The following is a 20170-nucleotide window of genomic DNA, read 5'->3' on the forward strand; positions in this document are numbered from 1 at the left end:
GCTTAATGCTTTTTTATACAGCTTGATGTTAATGTATTTCGGATTTTGGCTTTAAACTCACATCTCTTAAAGCTCTTTTTGAAACTTACAATAAAATAGAGACGTTGCACTGCAACGTCTCTACATGGTTTTCTATGATTACGCTATCGTCATTTAACTAAATTTAACTCCAGACAAACACTTTTGCTTCAAAGGGTCCTAAATCGGTCACAATACCATCATCACCAGATTCTATATCGTAATTAGCCGTCCATTCGTGCCATTTACCCGCAGCAGGGAAGTTAGGAACATGATAACCAGCTAGGAAATTTTCAGAGAAGTTAGTTACAACTACCAGACGAGAACCTTCATCATTCCAGCGGGTGTAAGCTAAAACCTTTGCTTCAGGATTCTCATGAATAAATTCAATGTTTTCCGTATATAAGGCATGATTATTTTTACGCAGGTTAATTAAACCTTTGTAATATTCAAACAAACCTTTATTCAAATCATTTTCTAATAATCCCCACTCAATTTTAGATGATTCTTGAGTCTGGGGTTTGTACTCACCAAATTCCTGTCCCATCCACACCATCGGTACACCAACTGCTGTCATTAATAGCGCTGCTGCAAACTTTAACCTATGAAACGCTTCTTGATCGAAAATTTCGCGATCGCCCAACTCTACCATGATTCGATTGTGGTCGTGGTTGGTGATGTAATTTACAACGTTTGTCGCACCCATGAAGCCTTGACGCTTGCAATCGATGACATCTTTAAGCTGTTCTAAATCGAATTTTTCGCCGCTAATATGTTCTTTTATGCAATGATAGAAACTATCGTGCCAGCAACCATCCATCGGACCATCGACGTTGGTAATACTTGTAGTTTCGGGGATGTGTTCGGCAATATTATAAAAAGGTTTGGCTCCAGCGGTATTTTTAGCTTCATTTACGATCCAGTGCATGAAATCATAGTTAGCAATTTGTCGCGCTGCATCGTAACGAATACCGTCAATATGATACTCTTGAATCCAAAAACGTATTGTATCGCCGACAAATTTTCGTGCTGGATAAGTATCTAAATTCTCATCATATTTTTCGTAATTAAATTCTGGTCCCCAGTTATTATCGGGGTCGCGGGGTTCGTGGTGGTACCAGTAATCGTGGTCGATTTGCGTTAAAGGGGCTGATGATTCTGAATGGTTAAAAATACCATCCATAAAAACACGAATTCCCTTTCCATGACATTCATCAATTAACTTTTTTAAATCCGCCGTTTCACCATAGCTGGTCTCAGTTGCAAAGAAATGACGCGGATTATATCCCCAACTGTAATCACCGGGATATTCTTTAATTGGCATCAATTCGATCGCATTGATTCCTAAATCTACTAAATAATCTAATTTTTCAACAACGTGTTGATATTTTCCTCGCTTATATTTGTCGTCTTCTCCACCAGAGAAGTCTGCAACGTGTAACTCGTAAATGACTAATTCATTATCTGCTGGTAGAGGTTTGTCGTCATTTTGCCAAACATAAGTATCGAGAACTTTTTGCCCATCTTTAATACGAACAATTGCATTTTCATAACCACCCAATGCATCAATATTAGTTGCATAAGGGTCAGTTACTTCTACCCATTCATTTTCTTCAAAGAACCAAGATTTAGTACGTACTTTAAACTTATATTTGTAAGTATCGTCTTCTAAATCTACTTTTACGCGAAAATAACCATCTTCACCTTTTTCCATAGCAATTGGTTCCCAATTAGAAAAAGAACCAAGTAAAGCTGCTTCTTCGTTATAAGGAGCAAAAAGATTAAATTCAATGGGCTTTGCCATATATTTGTTGAAAACCAAAAAAGTATAGAACCAGGTTTAGGCAATAAACATACCCTGCTCTTACTACTTTTAGCTAATAGTTCCTATCTAAATAGCAATCGGCAGTTATCGAATAAGAAGTATTGTTTAATTACTCGCACCATACAGTTATTTTGTGCTTTAAGCTTGATAAATAAATCTTTCGGCAGGAATATTTTGAGTAAATTTAACTATTTCTCAGGAAGTATCGTTTAATTTATCGGTCAGAAAGGAAAGACAGTAAAAGGTAATGAGCAATCAAAAACATTAAAGTAATTGCTGAATTGGCAATCCAAAACCCAAACTATAACGAATAGATAAAAATAAGCTAAGTACGACGATATAAAATATAGTAGTTTGGACATCTTCAGCAAAGCAAAATAATTTTTCTTGCCAAAGTCCATAAAGATTGACTATATATAAAGGCAAATCGCTAAATGCGATCGCGAACAAAGAAAACCACATTCCGCAACATAAAATAGGCATCATCCAAGTAGCTGCAATATATCTTTGGTCGTACAGCAGACCAATAATTAGATTGCCAACAGTTACTAATGCAGCTAATATAATCCCAAAGGCTAATAGGTACGTGCTTCGTGAGTTGCAATCTTTTGATATTATTAGCATGATTGAACTTAACAAAGAACAGTTACAAACAATCTTGACCCATGCCGAAAGCACCTATCCTGAAGAATGTTGTGGTGTGATATTTGGTCATATGTATCGCGATCGCAAAACGGTAATTGAAATCATCCCCACCGAAAATGCTTGGAATGGAGATGCAAATAATTTTTCCGATGATGACGTAAATCACGGCAAAAAACGCAGATATACCATATCACCCCAAGAAATGTTTCAATTGCAAAAATCTGCCAGAGAACGCAACTTGAATATAATCGGCATTTTCCATTCCCACCCCGATAATCCAGCCATTCCTTCAGAATTTGACCGTAACTACGCTTGGCAAGAATATTCTTATATCATCGTTTCCGTACAAAAAGGTCAAGCAGGTGACGTTAACAGTTGGGTACTTGACGATGATTCTCAGTTTCAGCAGGAAGAGATCAGGGAGTTATGAGTTAGGAGTTAGGAGTAGCCCTGTTAGGGTGAGCATTTGTACTAACGAATAATAAGGGTTTTAGCCTTGCACCTATTAAAATTTGAAGTCAAAAAGCGATATTTACGCTCAATTTTAGATTTCAAAACAGGGGTTGCAACGTAATAATAAGCTTTTAGCTAGTACTTTATTAGTACACCTTAACAGCCGTAGAGTTAGCACTTAGCAGTTAGGAGTTAGCAGTTATAAAAATGGTTAGTAGTGCGAGCGTCTCGCTCGCTAGCAGTCACCAGCGAGCGAGACGCTCGCACTACAAATATAAATATTTAACCCCATTACTTATCCCCTATATAATCTACAAATATTTAACCCCATTGCTTATCCCCTATATAATCTACAAATATTTAACCCTATTCCCTAATTAATAATTACGAATTACAAAATATCAATTACTAATTATCCCATTATTCGGTAGTATAAAAGGTCTGCTCCTCCAACTCATTCTCGTTATGCTCAATCCCAACTTGGATGAAATCCAATTGACGAAGGACGATTACGAACGCTATTCCCGCCACCTGATTTTACCTGAAGTTGGGTTGGAGGGACAAAAGCGTTTGAAGGCTGCTGCTGTTTTGTGTATTGGTACTGGTGGACTGGGTTCCCCGTTACTGTTATATTTAGCTGCTGCTGGTATCGGACGTATCGGTATTGTTGATTTCGATGTTGTCGATCATTCCAACTTACAACGTCAGGTGATTCACGGTACTTCTTGGGTGGGTAAACCTAAGATTGAATCTGCAAAAAATCGCATTCACGAGATTAACCCCGATTGTCAGGTTGATTTGTACGAAACTCGCATTAGTAGCGAAAATGCCCTCGATATCCTTAAACCTTATGATGTCGTAGTGGATGGTACCGATAACTTCCCGACTCGGTATTTAGTAAACGATGCTTGCGTGTTATTAGATAAACCCAACGTTTACGGTTCGATTTTCCGCTTTGAAGGACAAGCTACGGTATTTAACTACGAAGGTGGTCCAAACTATCGCGATTTATACCCAGAGCCACCACCGCCGGGAATGGTTCCATCTTGTGCTGAGGGTGGGGTTTTAGGCGTTTTGTGCGGAATTATCGGCACTATTCAAGCTACAGAAACGGTAAAAATTATTATCGGACAAGGTAGAACCCTCAGCGGACGTTTGATGTTATACAATGCTCTTGATATGAGTTTCCGGGAATTAAAATTACGTCCTAATCCTGTGCGTCCGGTGATCGAAAAACTGATAGACTACGAACAGTTCTGCGGTATTCCTCAAGCAAAAGCACAAGAGGCTCAACAGCAAATGGATATTCCAGAGATGACTGTCAAGGATTTGAAACAATTAATTGATAGCGGTGCAGAAGACTTTGTACTGCTAGATGTTCGCAATCCCCATGAATACGAAATTGCTAAAATTCCCGGCTCCATTTTAGTACCTTTATCGGAAATCGAAAACGGTCCTGGTGTTGAAAAAGTTAAAGAAATGCTCAACGGTCATCGTCTCATAGCTCATTGTAAAATGGGCGGACGTTCCGCAAAAGCTTTAGGAATTCTCAAACAAGCGGGAATTGAAGGTACCAACGTTAAAGGTGGTATTAACGCTTGGAGTAAAGAAGTCGATTCTTCAGTTCCAACTTATTAAATAGTTAGGAGTGAGGAGTGAGGAGTTGAGAATTAGGAATAATGTAAGTTGTAAATAGAACATCTGTATATCAAGCGAGCAAGATGCTCGCACTACAAATTAAAATCCGCAGGGATGCTTCTGTTAAAAAAGAGGAAGATTATTTACTTAAATGATTTACTCAATTCTATCTTACATAAAGTTTTTAACTCCTAACTCCTCACTCCTAACTCCTCACTCCTAACTTATATCCCAACTCAAAAGAATGGCTTTAAAGTTAGAAAACGTCGTACCTTGGGGACGCTGCTTAGAAGAGTACGTTAAGATGTTCGATCTAACGTCAGACGATCTCAAATTAAATATAGTTGATTGTGGTGGGGGACCTGCGAGTTTCAACTTCGAGATGACGCAACTCGGTGGTAAAGTTATATCTTGCGACCCTATTTATCAGTTTACCGTTGAAGAAATTCAAAGTCGCATTCAACAAGTTTATTCCCAGATAATTGAAGCACAAAAAGCAACTTTAGAAAATTTTGTTTGGCAAGATATTGCTTCTCCCGATGAACTAGGGAAAGTAAGAATGGCTGCAATGAATAAGTTTCTTGCTGACTTCCCACAAGGTATTTCACAAAAACGCTATGTTAAATCGGAATTACCAAATCTTCCCTTCACCGAGGGTAAATTTGATTTAGCGTTATGCTCTCATTTTTTGTTTATCTATTCCAATATATTGTCAGCAGATTTTCACGTCTCCTCAATTGTGGAAATGCGACGAGTTGCTTCGGAAGTGCGAGTTTTTCCCGTAATAACTCAATTCAGCGGTGAAACTTCTCCCCATCTCGAACCTGTAATTAATCAATTAACCGATCGCGGTTTCCAAGTTGAAGTGAGGAAAGTTGATTACGAATTTCAAAAAGGTGGTAATCAGATGTTGTGGGTAAGGTAATTATTGATTTGGTTGCTTTTTAGGAGTTGATTATTTAGAAAATTACTATAAATGGGCGCACCTATTGTCATTATATTTTTATAGTATCATGATTTTTGTTTAATTAAAAGTGCGCTTTTTAAAAAGAATTTTGTCATCAAAAGCCCCCCTTTTTAAGGGGGGTTGGGGGGATCTAATCTACGGCTCACATTACTAATTCCTATATTATTTATCTAACTGTAATTCGCACTGTTGAAAAATATAATTAATAGCAGCAAACAATTTTTCTAATTCCTGAATTGTATAGAAAAGCATTTTACCTGGCGGTTGAAACCGCTGCTACACAAGCGAAACCCACCTGTGTGGGTTAAATTAGGCGTATCTTTTTACAGAAATTCTATAACGATAAGATGACAATAATTCCCGGCTTAACAAAGTATTCCTTACTTACAATCCTGTTCACAAAACTAAGATAATCATCCAATTCTTCGTATTTATCTAATTCTTTTTCTTCTTCAACACTAAGAGTAGAGTCTTGTTGCTTATAGATTAACTTCTCAATACGTTGCTGAACCTGACTAGAAGCACGGAATATTGGTATTCCTTCAACTAATTCAATCCGAACTGCATTATCTCAAGGTAAATTATCAGGTAAATAGTGCAGATTAAGAGATAAGTTAACTGTCATAATTATTATTTTAATTTAAATTTCTCGCCATCTCCCTCACCTCCCCTCATAAACCGCGATCGCATGAGGAATCTTCCGTGGGGTATCTATCAATGGTTTCCCATCTACAATTATTCCGGTGCTTCCACCACCATCTAACATTGCACTCGCATTCGCACCAAAACATTTTAATGCATTCCTAGCATCTACCTGACGAGCGTAATTACTCGAATAGAATATAACTGTTTCATTTAAATTATCGCCGTTATCGTCCCGTACTCCTACAAAGGTTCTGGGTAAGTACTTTGTCGCAGCTTTATTCGCGTTTGCATCAAGTGCGCCGACTACTTCCGGAAAACGTCGAAATGATGCTGTAGTATAGGATTGGATGCTGGCAGTTCCAGCTTGAGGATTGAACGAAAACGTGCGGATTTCTCCCGGATATTCGTTAGCGATGCCGTAACCGTAGGTAATGATTTGATCGCGTGCTTTTAAACCAAAGGCAATTCCTGTAGGGTCTTGTTTGGTAGAAAAAAATGTCCCGTTAATTACAACTCTAGCTTTTCCAGTTGATGTATTATTACTAGCTGCATCTTGCCAAAATTGAGAAAGCGATTTTTTGCTGACTCGACTCGCAGGAATTTTGAAAACAGTACCAGTTAAATTTACTATTTTTGCTTTTGTAGCTTGAATTACAGTTATATATTGTTTTTTGATAGTTTGGCGATTATTGTAGTAAACTGTTATCCCAGTAGCTTTTATAATTGGTTGAAACCCGCAAGTTGCCGGTATCGCTTTTATCGGATAATCTGTACTGGTAAAAATCAAGTTAATTGCAATGCTTGAAACAAATATTTTCTGGATGATTACTTTCTTAAATAGTTTATTCACGATTAATAAGTAAAAATAACGAAACTCTTTGTCAGCAAGTTAAGTCTTTTGTGCAAAGAAGTCAAAACAATTAGCAGTTATTAATACGCGAAAGATTCCGGTTACTCAGTCCATAAGCTGGAAAATATGACAAATTGTATCTAAAACGTGTAATTTTGTACGTTTGGGAACCAAATGTGTCAATTAATATCTTTTTGCGGATTTCCCAGTTTAAGAACAAATTCTGAATCTTATCTATCTATAGGGGAATATCCAGTTAAGGTTTTATTATGGATGCCGCTTCTAAGCATTTTTGCTGCATTCAGGTTAAATGGCGACAATTACAGAAATCGTCACAAATATTTTTGGTAAATCCAATCACATCCCAACACAGTACAAGGCGAACCGAGGTTCTATAAATAATGTTAAGCGTATCAGTTAATAATTCTCAACAAACCCAGCAACTGAATGATTCCCAAGCCTGGAAGATTATAGAAACAAGTTTTAATCCGCAGGAATTACATCATAAAGAAACAGTTTTTACGCTTGGTAATGGTTATTTAGGAGTACGGGGTAGTTTTGAAGAAGGATACACTCACGACCATGCGGGTACGATTATTAATGGTGTCTACGATGATGTAGCGATCGCCGCAACTGAAATTGTAAACTGTCCCAACTGGCTACCTTTGAGTATAAAAATAGCTGGTGAAACTTTTCGGATGGATAGCGGTGAGATACTCGAATACAAGCGTCAATTAGATATGCGTTTGGGTATCGTTAGTCGTGATGTTCGCTGGCGATCGCCTTCGGGACACCAGATCGAATTACACTTTGAGCGGTTTGTTTCTTTAGCTAGTCAGCACTTTTTAGCGGTGCGCTGCGAAATTACTTCTCTAGATTTTGCAGGTGAAGTTGAAGTTACCGCTGGCTTTGAAGCCGAACCCCACACCTTGGGAATTGAACATTGGCAAACTCTCAAAGCAGGTGGTACGGATAAAATCATTTGGCTGCACAGTAAAACTTTGCACTCAGAAATTGAATTAGGTATGGCTGCAAAGTTGGTGGTAGAAAATGAAGCCGATACTTTTGCGCGTGAAGTTGAATGCAGTTCGGAACTGACAAGAAAATTCCAGATCGAGCCGGGAGAAACCGTAAGTCTGGAAAAGATAGTCGCAGTTTACACCTCGCGAGAAACATCGACTCCAGCGGAAATCGCCTTAATTGACTTGGTGGAAGCACCCAGTTACAGCACCTTACTCGCAACTCATATTGCAGCATGGGAACGAGTATGGCGAACTAGCGATGTGATTATTGAAGGTGACGAAAAAGCCCAGTTGAGCGTGCGTTACAATATCTTCCAAATTCTCGCTGCAACTCCGCGTCACAATGATAAAGTCAGCATTCCTCCCAAAACTCTATCCGGTTTTGAATATCGCGGACACATCTTTTGGGATACAGAAATATTTATCCTGCCCTTACTTACCTTTACTCAACCAGCATTAGCTCGTAATTTGCTCAACTACCGCTACCATACCTTACCCGGAGCCAGACGCAAAGCCCAGCAACTAGGGTACAAAGGAGCAATGTTTGCTTGGGAAAGTGCCATCACGGGGGACGAAGTAACTCCTCAATGGGTACACGATCCCAACGGTAAATTAGTCCGTATCTGGTGTGGGGAGCTAGAAATTCATATCAATGCAGATATTGCCTATGCTAGTTGGAACTATTGGCAGCATACCGGCGATAATCAATGGATGAGCGACTATGGTGCAGAAATAATTTTAGATACCGCTGTTTTCTGGGAAAGTCGGGTTACATGGAACGAACAGCGTCAAAGTTACGATATTCTTAATGTTATTGGACCTGATGAGAATCACGAGCAGGTTGATAACAATGCCTTTACTAATGTGATGGTGCGGTGGCACTTACAGACTGTTGGGGCGGTATGGGAATGGTTAACAGCAAATTATCCCCAAAAAGCCGCACAATTAGCAGTGAAGCTAAATATAGTTCCTCAAAGATTGGAAAATTTTGCTTTTATTGCTAACAATATCTACTTAAATCACGACCTAAAAACAGGTTTAATCGAACAATTTGATGGCTTCTTCAATTTAGAATACGTCAACTTAGACCATTACGAACCGCGTAGTAAATCAATGCAGGGGATTTTGGGAGTTGAAGAAACCCAAGCTACACAAATTCTTAAACAGCCAGATGTATTAATGCTGTTTTATTTGATGCGCGATCAGTTTGATTTGAAAACCATTGCTAAAAATTGGGATTATTATACACCCCGTACCGACCACGTTTATGGTTCCTCCTTGGGCCCGGCAATCAACGCTATCATAGCTTGCGACTTGAATCAAACCACCGAAGCCTATACCCACTTTATGCGTGCTGCACTAGTAGATTTAGATAACGTGCGCGGTAATGCAACTCAGGGAATTCACTCAGCTAGTGCCGGTGGAGTATGGCAAGCAGTAGTCTTCGGATTTGCAGGAATTAGAATTACAGAAAACGGCATTACTACTAATCCCAACCTTCCTTCGCATTGGAAGCGGTTGAAATTCCGTTTGAAATGGCAAAATCAATGGTATCAAGTTGATTTGAATGCTAACCAAGCAGATGAAAGTATACAAAGTGAAGGTATTCCGCTTTCCCCTATTACTCCGATTTCTCCTTCATCTCAAACCGCTTCTGAAGTTTCCACTTCCATAGAAGGAATTATCTTCGACTTAGACGGAGTAATTACTGATACTTCAGAATTCCATTACTTAGCCTGGAAAAAACTAGCAGATGAAGAGGGAATTCCCTTCGACAGAGAAGCCAACGAAGGCTTACGGGGTATACCGCGCAGAGAATCATTGATGGGTATTTTAAACGGTCATCCCGCCACTGAATCACAAATTCAGGAGATGATGGAACGTAAAAATAATTACTACGTGGAACTAATGCAAAGCATTACACCCAACGACTTGCTTCCCGGAGCAACTGACTTACTCGCACAATTGCAAGCGGCTGGGATTAAGATAGCTTTGGGTTCCTCAAGTAAAAACGCTCGCACGGTCATCGAACGTTTGGGAATAGCCGATAAATTTACGGCGATCGCTGATGGTTATAGCGTAGCTAAATCCAAACCAGCACCGGATTTGTTTTTGTTCGCAGCGGAAAAGCTAGGAGTACCACCTCAAAACTGCATCGTCGTAGAAGACGCAACAGCAGGAATCGAAGCGGGACTTGCAGCGGATATGAAAGTTGTAGGATTAGGTCCCAACGAGCGAGTGGGTAAAGCCCATGTTGTATTACCGAGTTTAGATGGTGTTAGCTGGAAAGATTTACAGCAGCAACTAGCCAATTACGACAAGCAAGTTGGGCAAATCAAAATCAATTGTCAGTGAACATAGCCTTTTTGGTTGAGTGCAATACACTTCGGCACCCCTCTCCTTACCAAGGAGAGGGGATGGGGGTGAGGTTCATTTTGTATTCTATGCAGATGAAAACCGCTATAATTACCAAGTATCAATTACCGATTGTTCATAGGCACTTTTTCTAATCTAGAGGCTGAGGAAAACCCTTGTAGAGACGTAATGTTACGTCTCAAACAAGTTGAAATCACAACTAGAAATTGCATTTACCGACAGCTATAAAAGCAGTCAAAAAATATTTTCTTTGGCTCCTCCGGTGTAAGGCGAAGACTTACTTAATAGGTATTCCCAGGCTGGAGCCTGGGAATGAGAAGTCTACATCAATTCCCTTTAAACAAAGAATTTTAAACAAGAAAAAAGGCATAAAAGGGATTATCCCTAATGCCTTTACCGTGTGAGTGAGAAGACAGGTTGGACGCAACTTGAAACTAGTGATTTCGCATCCAATATTTGTAACTACTTATTAAGCAGAAAAACTTGTAAAAAATTATGAGATTAATTGAATATTAGAATTTGCTCAAAACAATACATCTACTTTCTTCATGGAATGAAAACCACCCTACGAGAGATAATTTATATTGCACTTTTTAATAATTAGTAATTAATATTTTATCTAAAATATTGCGGAATTTGACAAAGCACGAGAAAAATCAACCTGGGAATGACTGAATTACATTTATCTAACGTTGAGTATTATTAGTAGGACTTAGCAAAAAGGCATATTTTCTTGTAGGGTGCTGTGACACTTTGACTAATTTTTAACGTAATACATAGAGGTTGTAGTGTCACGCACCAACCAGGGTCTTGTAACAATTGCGTAAGTCCTGACTAGATATCTGCTCTGATAAAAAGAGGCGCGGCTGCGCCGCACCTCCCTAGTTAGACTAATTCAATTAGAACTTGAATGTAGTACGTACTGTACCAACGTAAACGGTGTCGTTAGCGTTGTTATGCTCTGGGTTGAAGATAACCAACAAGCCAGGAGTAACTTCGATTCTGTCGTTCATCTTGATCTTGTAAAGACCTTCCAAGTGGTAGGAAGTACCATTGGTATCTTCTCTGAAAGTTCCGCTACCACCAGTTACTTTAGGAGGCTGACCGAAGATTAGACCCAAGGTGTTACCCTCAGCACCAAAGTCCTTGATACCTAAAGTAGCAGCCCAGTAGTTGATGTCTGCGCTATTAGTACTATTCTTTTCGTCAGCGTTAGCGAAACCGTACCAACCAGAAAGAGTAGTCTTGGTGTTGAGTTGGTAGCTAGCCATTGCACTGTAGTAGTTAGCGCTAGTAGAAACGTTACCAAAAGGCTTGTTAGCATTACCAGAACCTGTACTACCAATTATGCTGTCAACCGCATTTTTGCTATTGCTGTCAAGGAACTGGGCTTTGTTAGCGTTAGCGTAAGCTAAACCAAGGCTGAGCTTCTTGCTAGGCTTGAATTCAACTTGACCGAAGAAGGTCTCGTCACCCTCAAAAATACCTGTAGCAGGGTTGTTAGAGTTTTTAGCACTAACATAAGCCGCAGTTAAGCCGAAAGGAGTATTTTTGTCACCGTAAGTAGCGGTAACAGCACTTTGACCGTTAGCTACACGGTAGATAGGGTTGAAACGTCCATAACGAGAGATAGCACCAGAACCACTGCTCTGAAATATAGGGTTAAAGGTGTTGGTGTTATCCTGCATTTCAGCACCGATAGCATCAACTTTAATGGTGAGCTTGTCGCTAGGTTTGAAGGAGTAGTATAACTTGTCTACTTCAACTGCGTTTTTGTTGTCACCTTCAAAGCCCAGACGGGTCATGTTAGTACCAGTGAGGCCAGATCCTGTCGAAGTAATATTGTTAGCTTGCAAACGCAAAGCCAACTCATCCTTACCGTTGAAACTGCTGGAGAGAGTTAAGCGAACGCGATCGCTAAGAGTTGTCTTAGCGTTGTCTCCATTGTTTTTCTCTGCTCCACCGAAATCTTTTCCACCGAAAACATCAGAAACAGCGAAGATTGCTTCACCTTTCAACTTAGTGGTGGTAGAGAACTGGTTAGACTCCAATTCGCCGGTGCGATATTCTAGAGCATCAACTGAACCGCGTAGAGCAGCCAATTCATCTCCAAACTCTTGACGTAGCTTGTCAACGGTAGCCATATCTTCAGTAGATACGTTGCCATTACCGCTAGCTGCGATTAACTGGGTCATGCGCTCTAAACAAGCGTTTAAACCAGCAGCAAATTCATAACGAGTTAAAGCGCGGCTTCCCTTGAAAGTTCCATCAGGATAACCAGCGATACAGCCGTAACGTTCAACCAAGGATTGAACAGCTTGGAAAGCCCAGTCAGAAGGCTGTACATCAGACAACTGAGAAACGGAAGTTACTTGAGCTAATTCATCAACAGAATTAACTTTTTCTTCAGCAGCAAAAGCACCGTTGGAAACGAAAAATGTTGCAGCAAGAACGATTGGACTTAGCTTCAATACGTTGAACAAAAGCTTAGCCATGCTAATTTGTCTCCTCACACTATTGGGATTTGGGAAATTTTTCTGCGGTATGGATGAGTGTTTCAACTCTTTAATACAAACTTTCTCGATTTGTATTTAATTTGCTAGATATCTCACGTCAGGTGTAGCGTCAGTAAGTCATCAAGAAGTCACAAACTTCTCTTGTAACTACTGATACAATAACTTTTACCCAATACAGTATCCACCCCCGATTCTTTTCGACTCTGCCTCCGATTGCTTAATTCAAACCTTCGCTTCTAACTAATCGTAGAGTCATTCACTTCATAAGGATTGACTGTTTATCATTAGGCTTATTCGTTAAATCCCTTCCTTGAGCTATCTGTACTGAATCTATCAGATATCATCTATTTTTGTGTGTATAATTGAGAACATTCAAACAAAAAAAAGAAATATTTTTATATTAGGAAATGGGGCATAGGGGATTGGAGATTGGGCATTGAGTATGAATAATATTTTTGAATCAATAATTAATATACTTAGCTATATATACCTGATTCAGAAATCGGCTATATCTATTATTATGTAATATTTTAATAGGCAATAAAGTAGCCTTGACGAATTATAATTGCCGGATACTAATATCGGATACATTTAAATTACAAAAAATGACTACTACGGTTGCAATCGAAGTTACTGACTTATCAAAAAGTTTCAAAAGTAAACCCGCACTCAAAAACATATTTTGTACTATAAAACAAGGTGAAATGGTTGCTGTTGTTGGTGCTTCTGGTTCGGGGAAATCTACATTATTGCGTCATCTGAATGGCTTACTGTCTGGAGATTCGGGTCGTGTGGCGATTTTTGGTACAGCTTTACAAACCGATGGACGAAATCACTCAAAAATTAGATCTTTAAGAAGTCAGATGGGCTGCATTTTTCAGCAGTTTAATTTGGTAAATCGTCTGAGCGTAATTGAAAACGTTCTGATCGGCAATCTATCGCGATTATCTCTAGTACGTTCGATACTTCACCTATTTACCAAACAAGAAAAATTGCAAGCATTAGCAGCACTAGAACGAGTGGGAATCCTCGAACAAGCTTACAAACGGGCTTCCATGCTATCAGGAGGACAACAACAAAGAGTGGCGATCGCTCGTTGTTTAGTTCAAGGTGCCAAAATCATTCTGGCAGATGAACCCATCGCTTCTTTAGATCCAGAATCTTCCCGTAAGGTGATGGAATTGTTAGTCGAACTAAATCGAGAAAATGGAATTACAGTAGTAACTTCTTTACATCAAATTCAAGTAGTACGTAATTATTTTAATCGTACAATTGCTCTAAGAACTGGTAAAGTAATGTTTGACGGCGCAACTTTAGAACTTAATAACGCCAAACTTCAAGAAATTTATGGTGCAGCAACAGATGAACTTGTGATGAGAGGACATAGTGATATTGCGTAATTTATGTCCTTATTAAGTCTTAATTAAATATTTATCTACTTAGAATAACAATGAAGAGACGTTCTTTTACTAAACGCATTGGTTTGTTTAGATTGGCTTTGACAGGTACCGTATTTCTTGCTGCTTGTAGTTCTCAAAATAATCAAAATAAAGACATAAAGGAAATTAAATTTGGCATCGTTTCTATGGAATCTCAGGCTAATCAAAAACCGGCTTGGGAACCTTTTGTTAAAGAAATGGAAAAACAAGTTGGTATTTCCATTAAGCCTTACTATGTTACTCAATACTCTGGTGTCATAGAAGCAATGGCTGCTGGTGATGTTCAACTAGCTTGGTACGGAGGTAAATCTTATATTGAAGCTGCAAGAAGATCCAACGCTGAAGTATTTGCTCAGACTATTAATCATGATGGAACAACGGGTTACACATCTCACCTGATTGTTAACAAAGATAGTGCGATCGCAGCACAAGCTAAAGCATTAGGAAAAAACAAAGGTGATGAGTATGTAATCAAAAATGCCAAAAACCTCACCTTTGCATTTAACGAACCCAATTCCACTTCTGGTTTTTTAGTTCCCAGTTTCTATATATTTGCTAAAAATAACGTCGATCCGAAAAAAGCATTCAAGCGTTTAATATTTGCAGGTAATCACGAAGCAACAGCATCAGCAGTAGCCAACAATCAAATAGATGTCGCTACAAACAACAGCGAATCTTTATCGCGTTTAGAAGGAATCAACCCAGAAACCCGCAAGAAAATTGAAATAATCTGGACTTCAGTTCTTATTCCCAGCGACCCCATTGCATACCGCAAAGATTTACCAGAAGAGCTTAAAAATAAGATTAAAAATTTCTTCTACAGCTATAAAGACGAAAAAGTTCTTAAACCGTTAAAATGGCAAGGATTTGTCCCCGCAGAAGATAAAACCTGGGATACAATTCGCGTCTTAGAAATTTCTAAAAAGAAGGCAGAAATTGAATCAAATAAAGACTTAAAACCAGGAGAAAAGAAAAAACAACTTGAAGAATTTGACAAGGAAATCAAGGAAATCAAGAAGTAATTTCTAATTCGTAACAACTGGTTCTACTGGTTCCCAGCCAGAGGCTTCAACTGGTTCCCAGTCTCTGGCTGGGAACCGACTTTTTAAAGGCTCTGCCTTTATACAAACACGAGGCAGAGCCTCTAGAAATGTATTACAAGGTAGAACCTTGTAACAAGAGTAGTTAAATAATTAGATAATTAAAATTCTATCCTGAATGAAGCAACACAAATCAAATTTTCAAAATATTAATAATCCTGCTGTAGCAGCAATGTTAGAGCAAGAAGCAAAATTAGTAACTAATACTAGGATTGTATACTTAATTGTAATAATATTAATTCTCTTTCTATCTGCTCTGCAAAGCGAAATAAATTTTTTATTATTTCTTAAACCAGAACGTATTAGTAGAATAGCTAACTATATTCCCCAATACTTTCCACCAGATTTTACTGATTGGAAAACTTATTTAGAAGATACACTTATTACTATATCAATGGGAATTTGGGGAACTTTGTTAGCGGCTATTGCAGCAATTCCGCTGTCAATTTTCGCATCAAATAATATTTTCCCGTCAGTGGTAGTCCAACCAACGCGCCGACTTTTAGATGCGATGCGTGCTATCAATGAATTAGTATTTGCGCTGATATTTATAGTCGCCGTCGGTTTGGGACCGTTTGCGGGTGTATTAGCGTTATTTCTCCATACTGCCGGAACTTTAGGTAAATTATTCTCCGAAACTGTCGAAGCGATCGAACCCGCTCCTGTAGAAGGAATTCGCGCCACTGGTGCAAGTAAAATACAAGAAATAATTTATGGAGTAATTCCTCAAGTTATTCCTTTGTGGACTTCTTTTACCTTGTACCGTTTTGAAGCTAATGTACGTTCTGCTTCAGTATTAGGAATTGTCGGTGCTGGTGGTATTGGTTTTTCTTTATATCAAAGCTTCGGATCTTTTGAATATCAAAAAGTTTGTGCAATTCTGATTATTTTGATAGTAGCGACAAGTCTTATTGATTTAGCTTCTGCAAAGATTAGGAGTTGGTTGGTTTAGAAGCCACACAATTTAGGGTAATACCGCGATCTCCCAATTCAATCGACAGCACTTTGCTCATGCGTTCGACGGCTGCTTTACTGCCCACGTGGAGACCGTATCCTGCGGGTGGACGAACTACCAGTCCACTAGAAATATTCACGATCCGTCCATTGTTATTGAATCGTCGCGTCGCTTTTCGCATACAAAAGAACGCACCTTTCGCATTAAGCCCAAACACTTTATACGAATTTCGGCAACGTTTACTAGGATATCGGGCGGGCCAAACTAGTACTCCGCCACATTGATTTTACGGGGTAATGCGCTCGTAGTGCGAGCTTCTAGCTCGCTCGTTACCAATAGATCGCGGGACGCTCGCACTACGTTAACCCCTCATAACTTATGTGGTGGAATACTAGTAGTCTGTCACACCAACTTTGCGGGGTACCCACGGTTGCGATCGCTGCGCGAATCTGCGCTTACGCAAACGCTCGTTAAAATCATCAAGCTAAAAGCAACCAGCGAGCGGGACGCTCGCACTACCATGACACCTTATAACTTATGTGGCGAAGTAGTAGTCCACCATATTAATTTTGATGGGTCTAGCTAAAAGCAACCAATCGCCTAAAGGGCAACGAAGACGGCGTATCGCACAAAAGGTATAGAGTACAATAAACTCTATACCTTTAAAATTAAGATGCGTTTATCCTGCGTAGCACTGCTACATCTCTACATTTTTAACTTTCTTCCGAATACTCTTCCATCGAAGGACAAGAACAAATAAAATTCCTGTCACCAAAAGCAGCATCAATCCGCCCTACAGCAACCCAGAATTTATGTTCTCGCGTCCACGGAGCCGGGTAAGCGGCTTGTTCGCGGGTGTAAGGATGATTCCATTCACCGATAATTAAACTTTCTGCGGTATGAGGTGCGTTTTTCAAAACATTGTCTTGAGCATCCACTTTACCCGCTTCTATTTCAGCAACTTCCTCGCGGATGGAAATCATCGCATCGCAAAATCGATCTAATTCCTCAAGAGATTCGCTTTCAGTTGGTTCTACCATCACGGTACCTGCTACGGGCCATGATACCGTAGGAGCATGAAAACCGTAATCCATCAAGCGTTTGGCAATATCATCAATTTCAATATTCGCCGTTCTCTTCAATGAACGTAAATCCAAGATGCATTCATGAGCGACTAAACCATTTTTCCCTGCATACAGCACGGGATAGTGTTTTTCTAACCTTTTCGCCATGTAATTAGCGTTAAGAATTGCTACCTTGGTTGCTTGAGTTAAACCTTTTGCACCCATCATAGCGATGTACATCCAGGAAATCGTTAAAATACTGGCGCTTCCCCAAGGAGCAGCGGAAACCGAACCATTTGAGTCAGCAGCTACCGGATTTCCGGGTAAAAACGGCACTAAATGAGCGGCTACACCAATTGGTCCCATACCCGGACCGCCGCCACCGTGGGGAATACAGAAGGTTTTGTGTAAATTCAGATGACACACATCTGCACCAAAATCACCGGGACGACAAATACCAACTTGGGCGTTCATGTTCGCACCGTCCATATAAACTTGTCCCCCGTGAATATGGACAATTTCACAAATTTCTTTGATTCCTTCTTCAAATACGCCGTGAGTTGAAGGATATGTCACCATCAACGCTGCAAGTTGGCTTGCGTGTTTTTGCGTTCTTTCTTTCAAGTCGTTGATATCAATATTACCTTCTGAGTCGCAAGCTACCGTAACAACTTTCATCCCGCACATTACCGCACTTGCCGGGTTTGTCCCGTGAGCAGAAGTCGGAATTAAACAGATATTGCGATGTGCTTCTCCACGGCTTTCGTGATATCTCCGAATTGATAGAAGCCCCGCATATTCGCCTTGAGAACCAGCGTTCGGCTGTAGCGAAATTCCTGCAAAACCCGTGATTTCTCCCAACCATTTCTCAAGTTGTTCAAATAAAAGCGAATAGCCCTGGGTTTGCGATAAAGGAACAAACGGGTGTATTTTGCCAAATTCCGCCCAGCTTACGGGTATCATTTCCGCAGTTGCATTAAGCTTCATCGTACATGAACCCAAAGGAATCATTGATGTAGTTAAGGATAAATCCTTGGCTTCGAGTTTATGTATATAACGCAATAATTCCGTTTCCGAATGGTAGCGGTTGAATACTGGGTGAGTTAGGAAGTCGGTTTTTCTGAGTAATTTTGGATTTTGGATTACCCTACCGGAAGACGCTTTCGCGTCAATAGATTTTAGATTTTCTAACTCTTTCCAAGAGAAAGTTAACTTGTCTCCAAGAGCAAAAATCTCTAATAAATCTTCTACATCTTCCTCTGTGGTAGTTTCATCTAAGGAAATTCCGACGGAATTATCATCAAAAATGCGAAGATTTATTTTCTTATTTTGACAACCTTTTAAAATCTCTTCTTGAGTGCGGTTTCCTAAGTTCACTCGCAGCGTATCGAAGAAATATTCATTTTTAATGCTGTAATCAAGCTGCTTGAGCCCTTCAGCCAACTTCGTAGTTAAAGAATGAATCTTTTGAGCAATCTGCTTAATTCCATCAGGCCCATGATAAACCGCATACATACTAGCCATCACCGCCAATAATACCTGTGCGGTACAAATATTGCTAGTTGCTTTTTCACGTCGGATATGCTGTTCGCGGGTTTGTAATGCTAAACGCAATGCGGGTTTACTTTGAACATCTTTTGATAAACCAACAATCCGTCCGGGAACCTGACGTTTATACTTCTCCTTCGTTGCAAAATATGCCGCATGGGGTCCCCCAAAACCCAACGGAATACCAAAACGTTGAGTACTACCGATCGCGATATCAGCGCCCAATTCTCCCGGTGGAGTTAACAAACTCAAACTCAAAGGGTCAGCCGCAACTGTTACCAAAGCTCCCGATTCATGGGCTTTTTTGATAAAATCGCCATAATCGTAAATCGCACCGTCTGTAGCGGGGTATTGAACAATAGCCCCAAAAATCGATTGAGAAAAATCAAATTCTTCGTGGTTCCCAACAACAATCTTAATTCCCAAAGGTTCTGCCCGTGTCCGCAACACGGCGATTGTTTGGGGATAACATTCTTGAGAAACAAAGAAAGTATCTGCTTTATTTTTGCAAGCACCATAGCTCATACTCATTGCTTCCGCTGCTGCGGTAGCTTCATCAAGCAGTGAAGCATTAGCAATTTCCAAACCCGTTAAATCGATAATTAAAGTTTGGAAATTCAGCAGCGCTTCCAGTCTTCCTTGAGCAATTTCTGGTTGATAAGGAGTATAAGCAGTATACCAACCGGGATTTTCCAAAATATTTCTTTGAATTACCCCTGGAGTAATACTGTCGTAATATCCCATACCGATAAACGAACGAAAAACTTGGTTTTGCTGAGCAATTTCTTTTAACTTTGCTAGCGCAGCATATTCGCTTAAAGCTGACGGTAAATTTAAACTACCCTCAGCGCGAATTGTTCGTGGAACCGCTTTATCAATCAATTCATCCAAGCTATCAAAACCCAAAATCTTCAGCATTTTTGCGACATCATCAGAGCATGGTCCAATATGTCTTTCTGCAAAAGAAATTAACGATTCACTTCCTTCAAGCATTTGCTCATCATTAGACGAGGTACGAGGGGCGTAAATTACCACTAGCTGATTACTCTCTACACGTTACTATTTAATATTTTGCAACAATTCTTTAAATAGTGACCAGTGAACAATTA

The 20170-nt window shown here is 39.7% G+C and carries 14 protein-coding genes; 8 read left to right on the forward strand and 6 right to left on the reverse strand.

Annotated elements, in window-relative coordinates; genetic code table 11:
- Positions 1-163: 163 nt before the first annotated feature.
- Positions 164-1822: an alpha-amylase family glycosyl hydrolase gene (locus tag VB797_RS00635; RefSeq protein WP_323235678.1), complete on the reverse strand. Its 1659-nt coding sequence runs from the start codon at positions 1820-1822 to the stop codon at positions 164-166.
- A gap of 285 nt (positions 1823-2107) precedes the next feature.
- Positions 2108-2467, reverse strand: a complete 360-nt coding sequence (locus tag VB797_RS00640) for a hypothetical protein (RefSeq protein WP_416350821.1) — start codon at positions 2465-2467, stop codon at positions 2108-2110.
- Between VB797_RS00640 and VB797_RS00645 the strand changes: the two genes are divergently transcribed.
- From VB797_RS00645 to VB797_RS00655, 3 genes are all read left to right on the forward strand, one after another.
- Complete coding sequence (locus VB797_RS00645; RefSeq protein ID WP_323235679.1) at positions 2466-2918, forward strand: M67 family metallopeptidase; 453 nt, start codon at positions 2466-2468, stop codon at positions 2916-2918. The genes VB797_RS00640 and VB797_RS00645 overlap by 2 nt on opposite strands.
- A 488-nt stretch (positions 2919-3406) precedes the next feature.
- Entirely contained in the window at positions 3407-4579 is a 1173-nt protein-coding gene (moeB, locus tag VB797_RS00650; protein ID WP_323235680.1) for a molybdopterin-synthase adenylyltransferase MoeB, read from the forward strand.
- A gap of 244 nt (positions 4580-4823) precedes the next feature.
- Positions 4824-5504, forward strand: a complete 681-nt coding sequence (locus VB797_RS00655; RefSeq protein ID WP_323235681.1) for an SAM-dependent methyltransferase — start codon at positions 4824-4826, stop codon at positions 5502-5504.
- A 703-nt stretch (positions 5505-6207) separates the two neighbouring features.
- On the opposite strand, the gene VB797_RS00665 is transcribed toward VB797_RS00655, so the two are convergent.
- Positions 6208-7041 carry a phosphodiester glycosidase family protein gene (locus tag VB797_RS00665; protein ID WP_323235682.1) on the reverse strand — a complete coding sequence of 278 codons (834 nt, stop codon included), beginning with the start codon at positions 7039-7041 and terminating at the stop codon, positions 6208-6210.
- Between the two features lie 401 nt (positions 7042-7442).
- On the opposite strand from VB797_RS00665, the gene pgmB reads away from it, so the two are divergent.
- Entirely contained in the window at positions 7443-10418 is a 2976-nt protein-coding gene (gene pgmB, locus VB797_RS00670; RefSeq protein WP_323235683.1) for a beta-phosphoglucomutase, read from the forward strand.
- Between the two features lie 920 nt (positions 10419-11338).
- Here pgmB and VB797_RS00675 read toward each other — a convergent pair.
- Positions 11339-12934, reverse strand: a complete 1596-nt coding sequence (locus VB797_RS00675) for an iron uptake porin (RefSeq protein ID WP_323235684.1) — start codon at positions 12932-12934, stop codon at positions 11339-11341.
- A 626-nt stretch (positions 12935-13560) separates the two neighbouring features.
- Here VB797_RS00675 and phnC point away from each other — a divergent pair.
- The 3 genes from phnC to phnE all read left to right on the forward strand — a co-directional run bounded on the left by phnC (position 13561) and on the right by phnE (position 16446).
- Positions 13561-14355, forward strand: a complete 795-nt coding sequence (phnC, locus tag VB797_RS00680) for a phosphonate ABC transporter ATP-binding protein (RefSeq protein ID WP_323235685.1) — start codon at positions 13561-13563, stop codon at positions 14353-14355.
- A gap of 50 nt (positions 14356-14405) precedes the next feature.
- Entirely contained in the window at positions 14406-15416 is a 1011-nt protein-coding gene (gene phnD / locus VB797_RS00685; protein ID WP_323235686.1) for a phosphonate ABC transporter substrate-binding protein, read from the forward strand.
- A 196-nt stretch (positions 15417-15612) separates the two neighbouring features.
- Positions 15613-16446, forward strand: coding sequence for a phosphonate ABC transporter, permease protein PhnE (gene phnE, locus VB797_RS00690; RefSeq protein WP_323235687.1), 834 nt, complete (start codon positions 15613-15615; stop codon positions 16444-16446).
- Here the strand turns inward: phnE and VB797_RS34900 are convergent.
- Positions 16427-16630, reverse strand: a complete 204-nt coding sequence (locus VB797_RS34900) for an SDR family oxidoreductase (RefSeq protein WP_416350822.1) — start codon at positions 16628-16630, stop codon at positions 16427-16429. The two genes, phnE and VB797_RS34900, sit on opposite strands and share 20 nt — an antisense overlap.
- Positions 16631-16756: 126 nt before the next feature.
- Here VB797_RS34900 and VB797_RS00695 point away from each other — a divergent pair, with 126 nt between their 5' ends.
- Positions 16757-17035: a hypothetical protein gene (locus VB797_RS00695; protein ID WP_323235688.1), complete on the forward strand. Its 279-nt coding sequence runs from the start codon at positions 16757-16759 to the stop codon at positions 17033-17035.
- Between the two features lie 127 nt (positions 17036-17162).
- Here VB797_RS00695 and gcvP read toward each other — a convergent pair whose 3' ends face one another.
- Positions 17163-20096 carry an aminomethyl-transferring glycine dehydrogenase gene (gene gcvP, locus VB797_RS00700; RefSeq protein ID WP_323235689.1) on the reverse strand — a complete coding sequence of 978 codons (2934 nt, stop codon included), beginning with the start codon at positions 20094-20096 and terminating at the stop codon, positions 17163-17165.
- Positions 20097-20170: the final 74 nt, after the last annotated feature.

Origin of the sequence: Rivularia sp. UHCC 0363 (assembly GCF_034931125.1) — a bacterium.
GTDB lineage: Bacteria > Cyanobacteriota > Cyanobacteriia > Cyanobacteriales > Nostocaceae > Rivularia.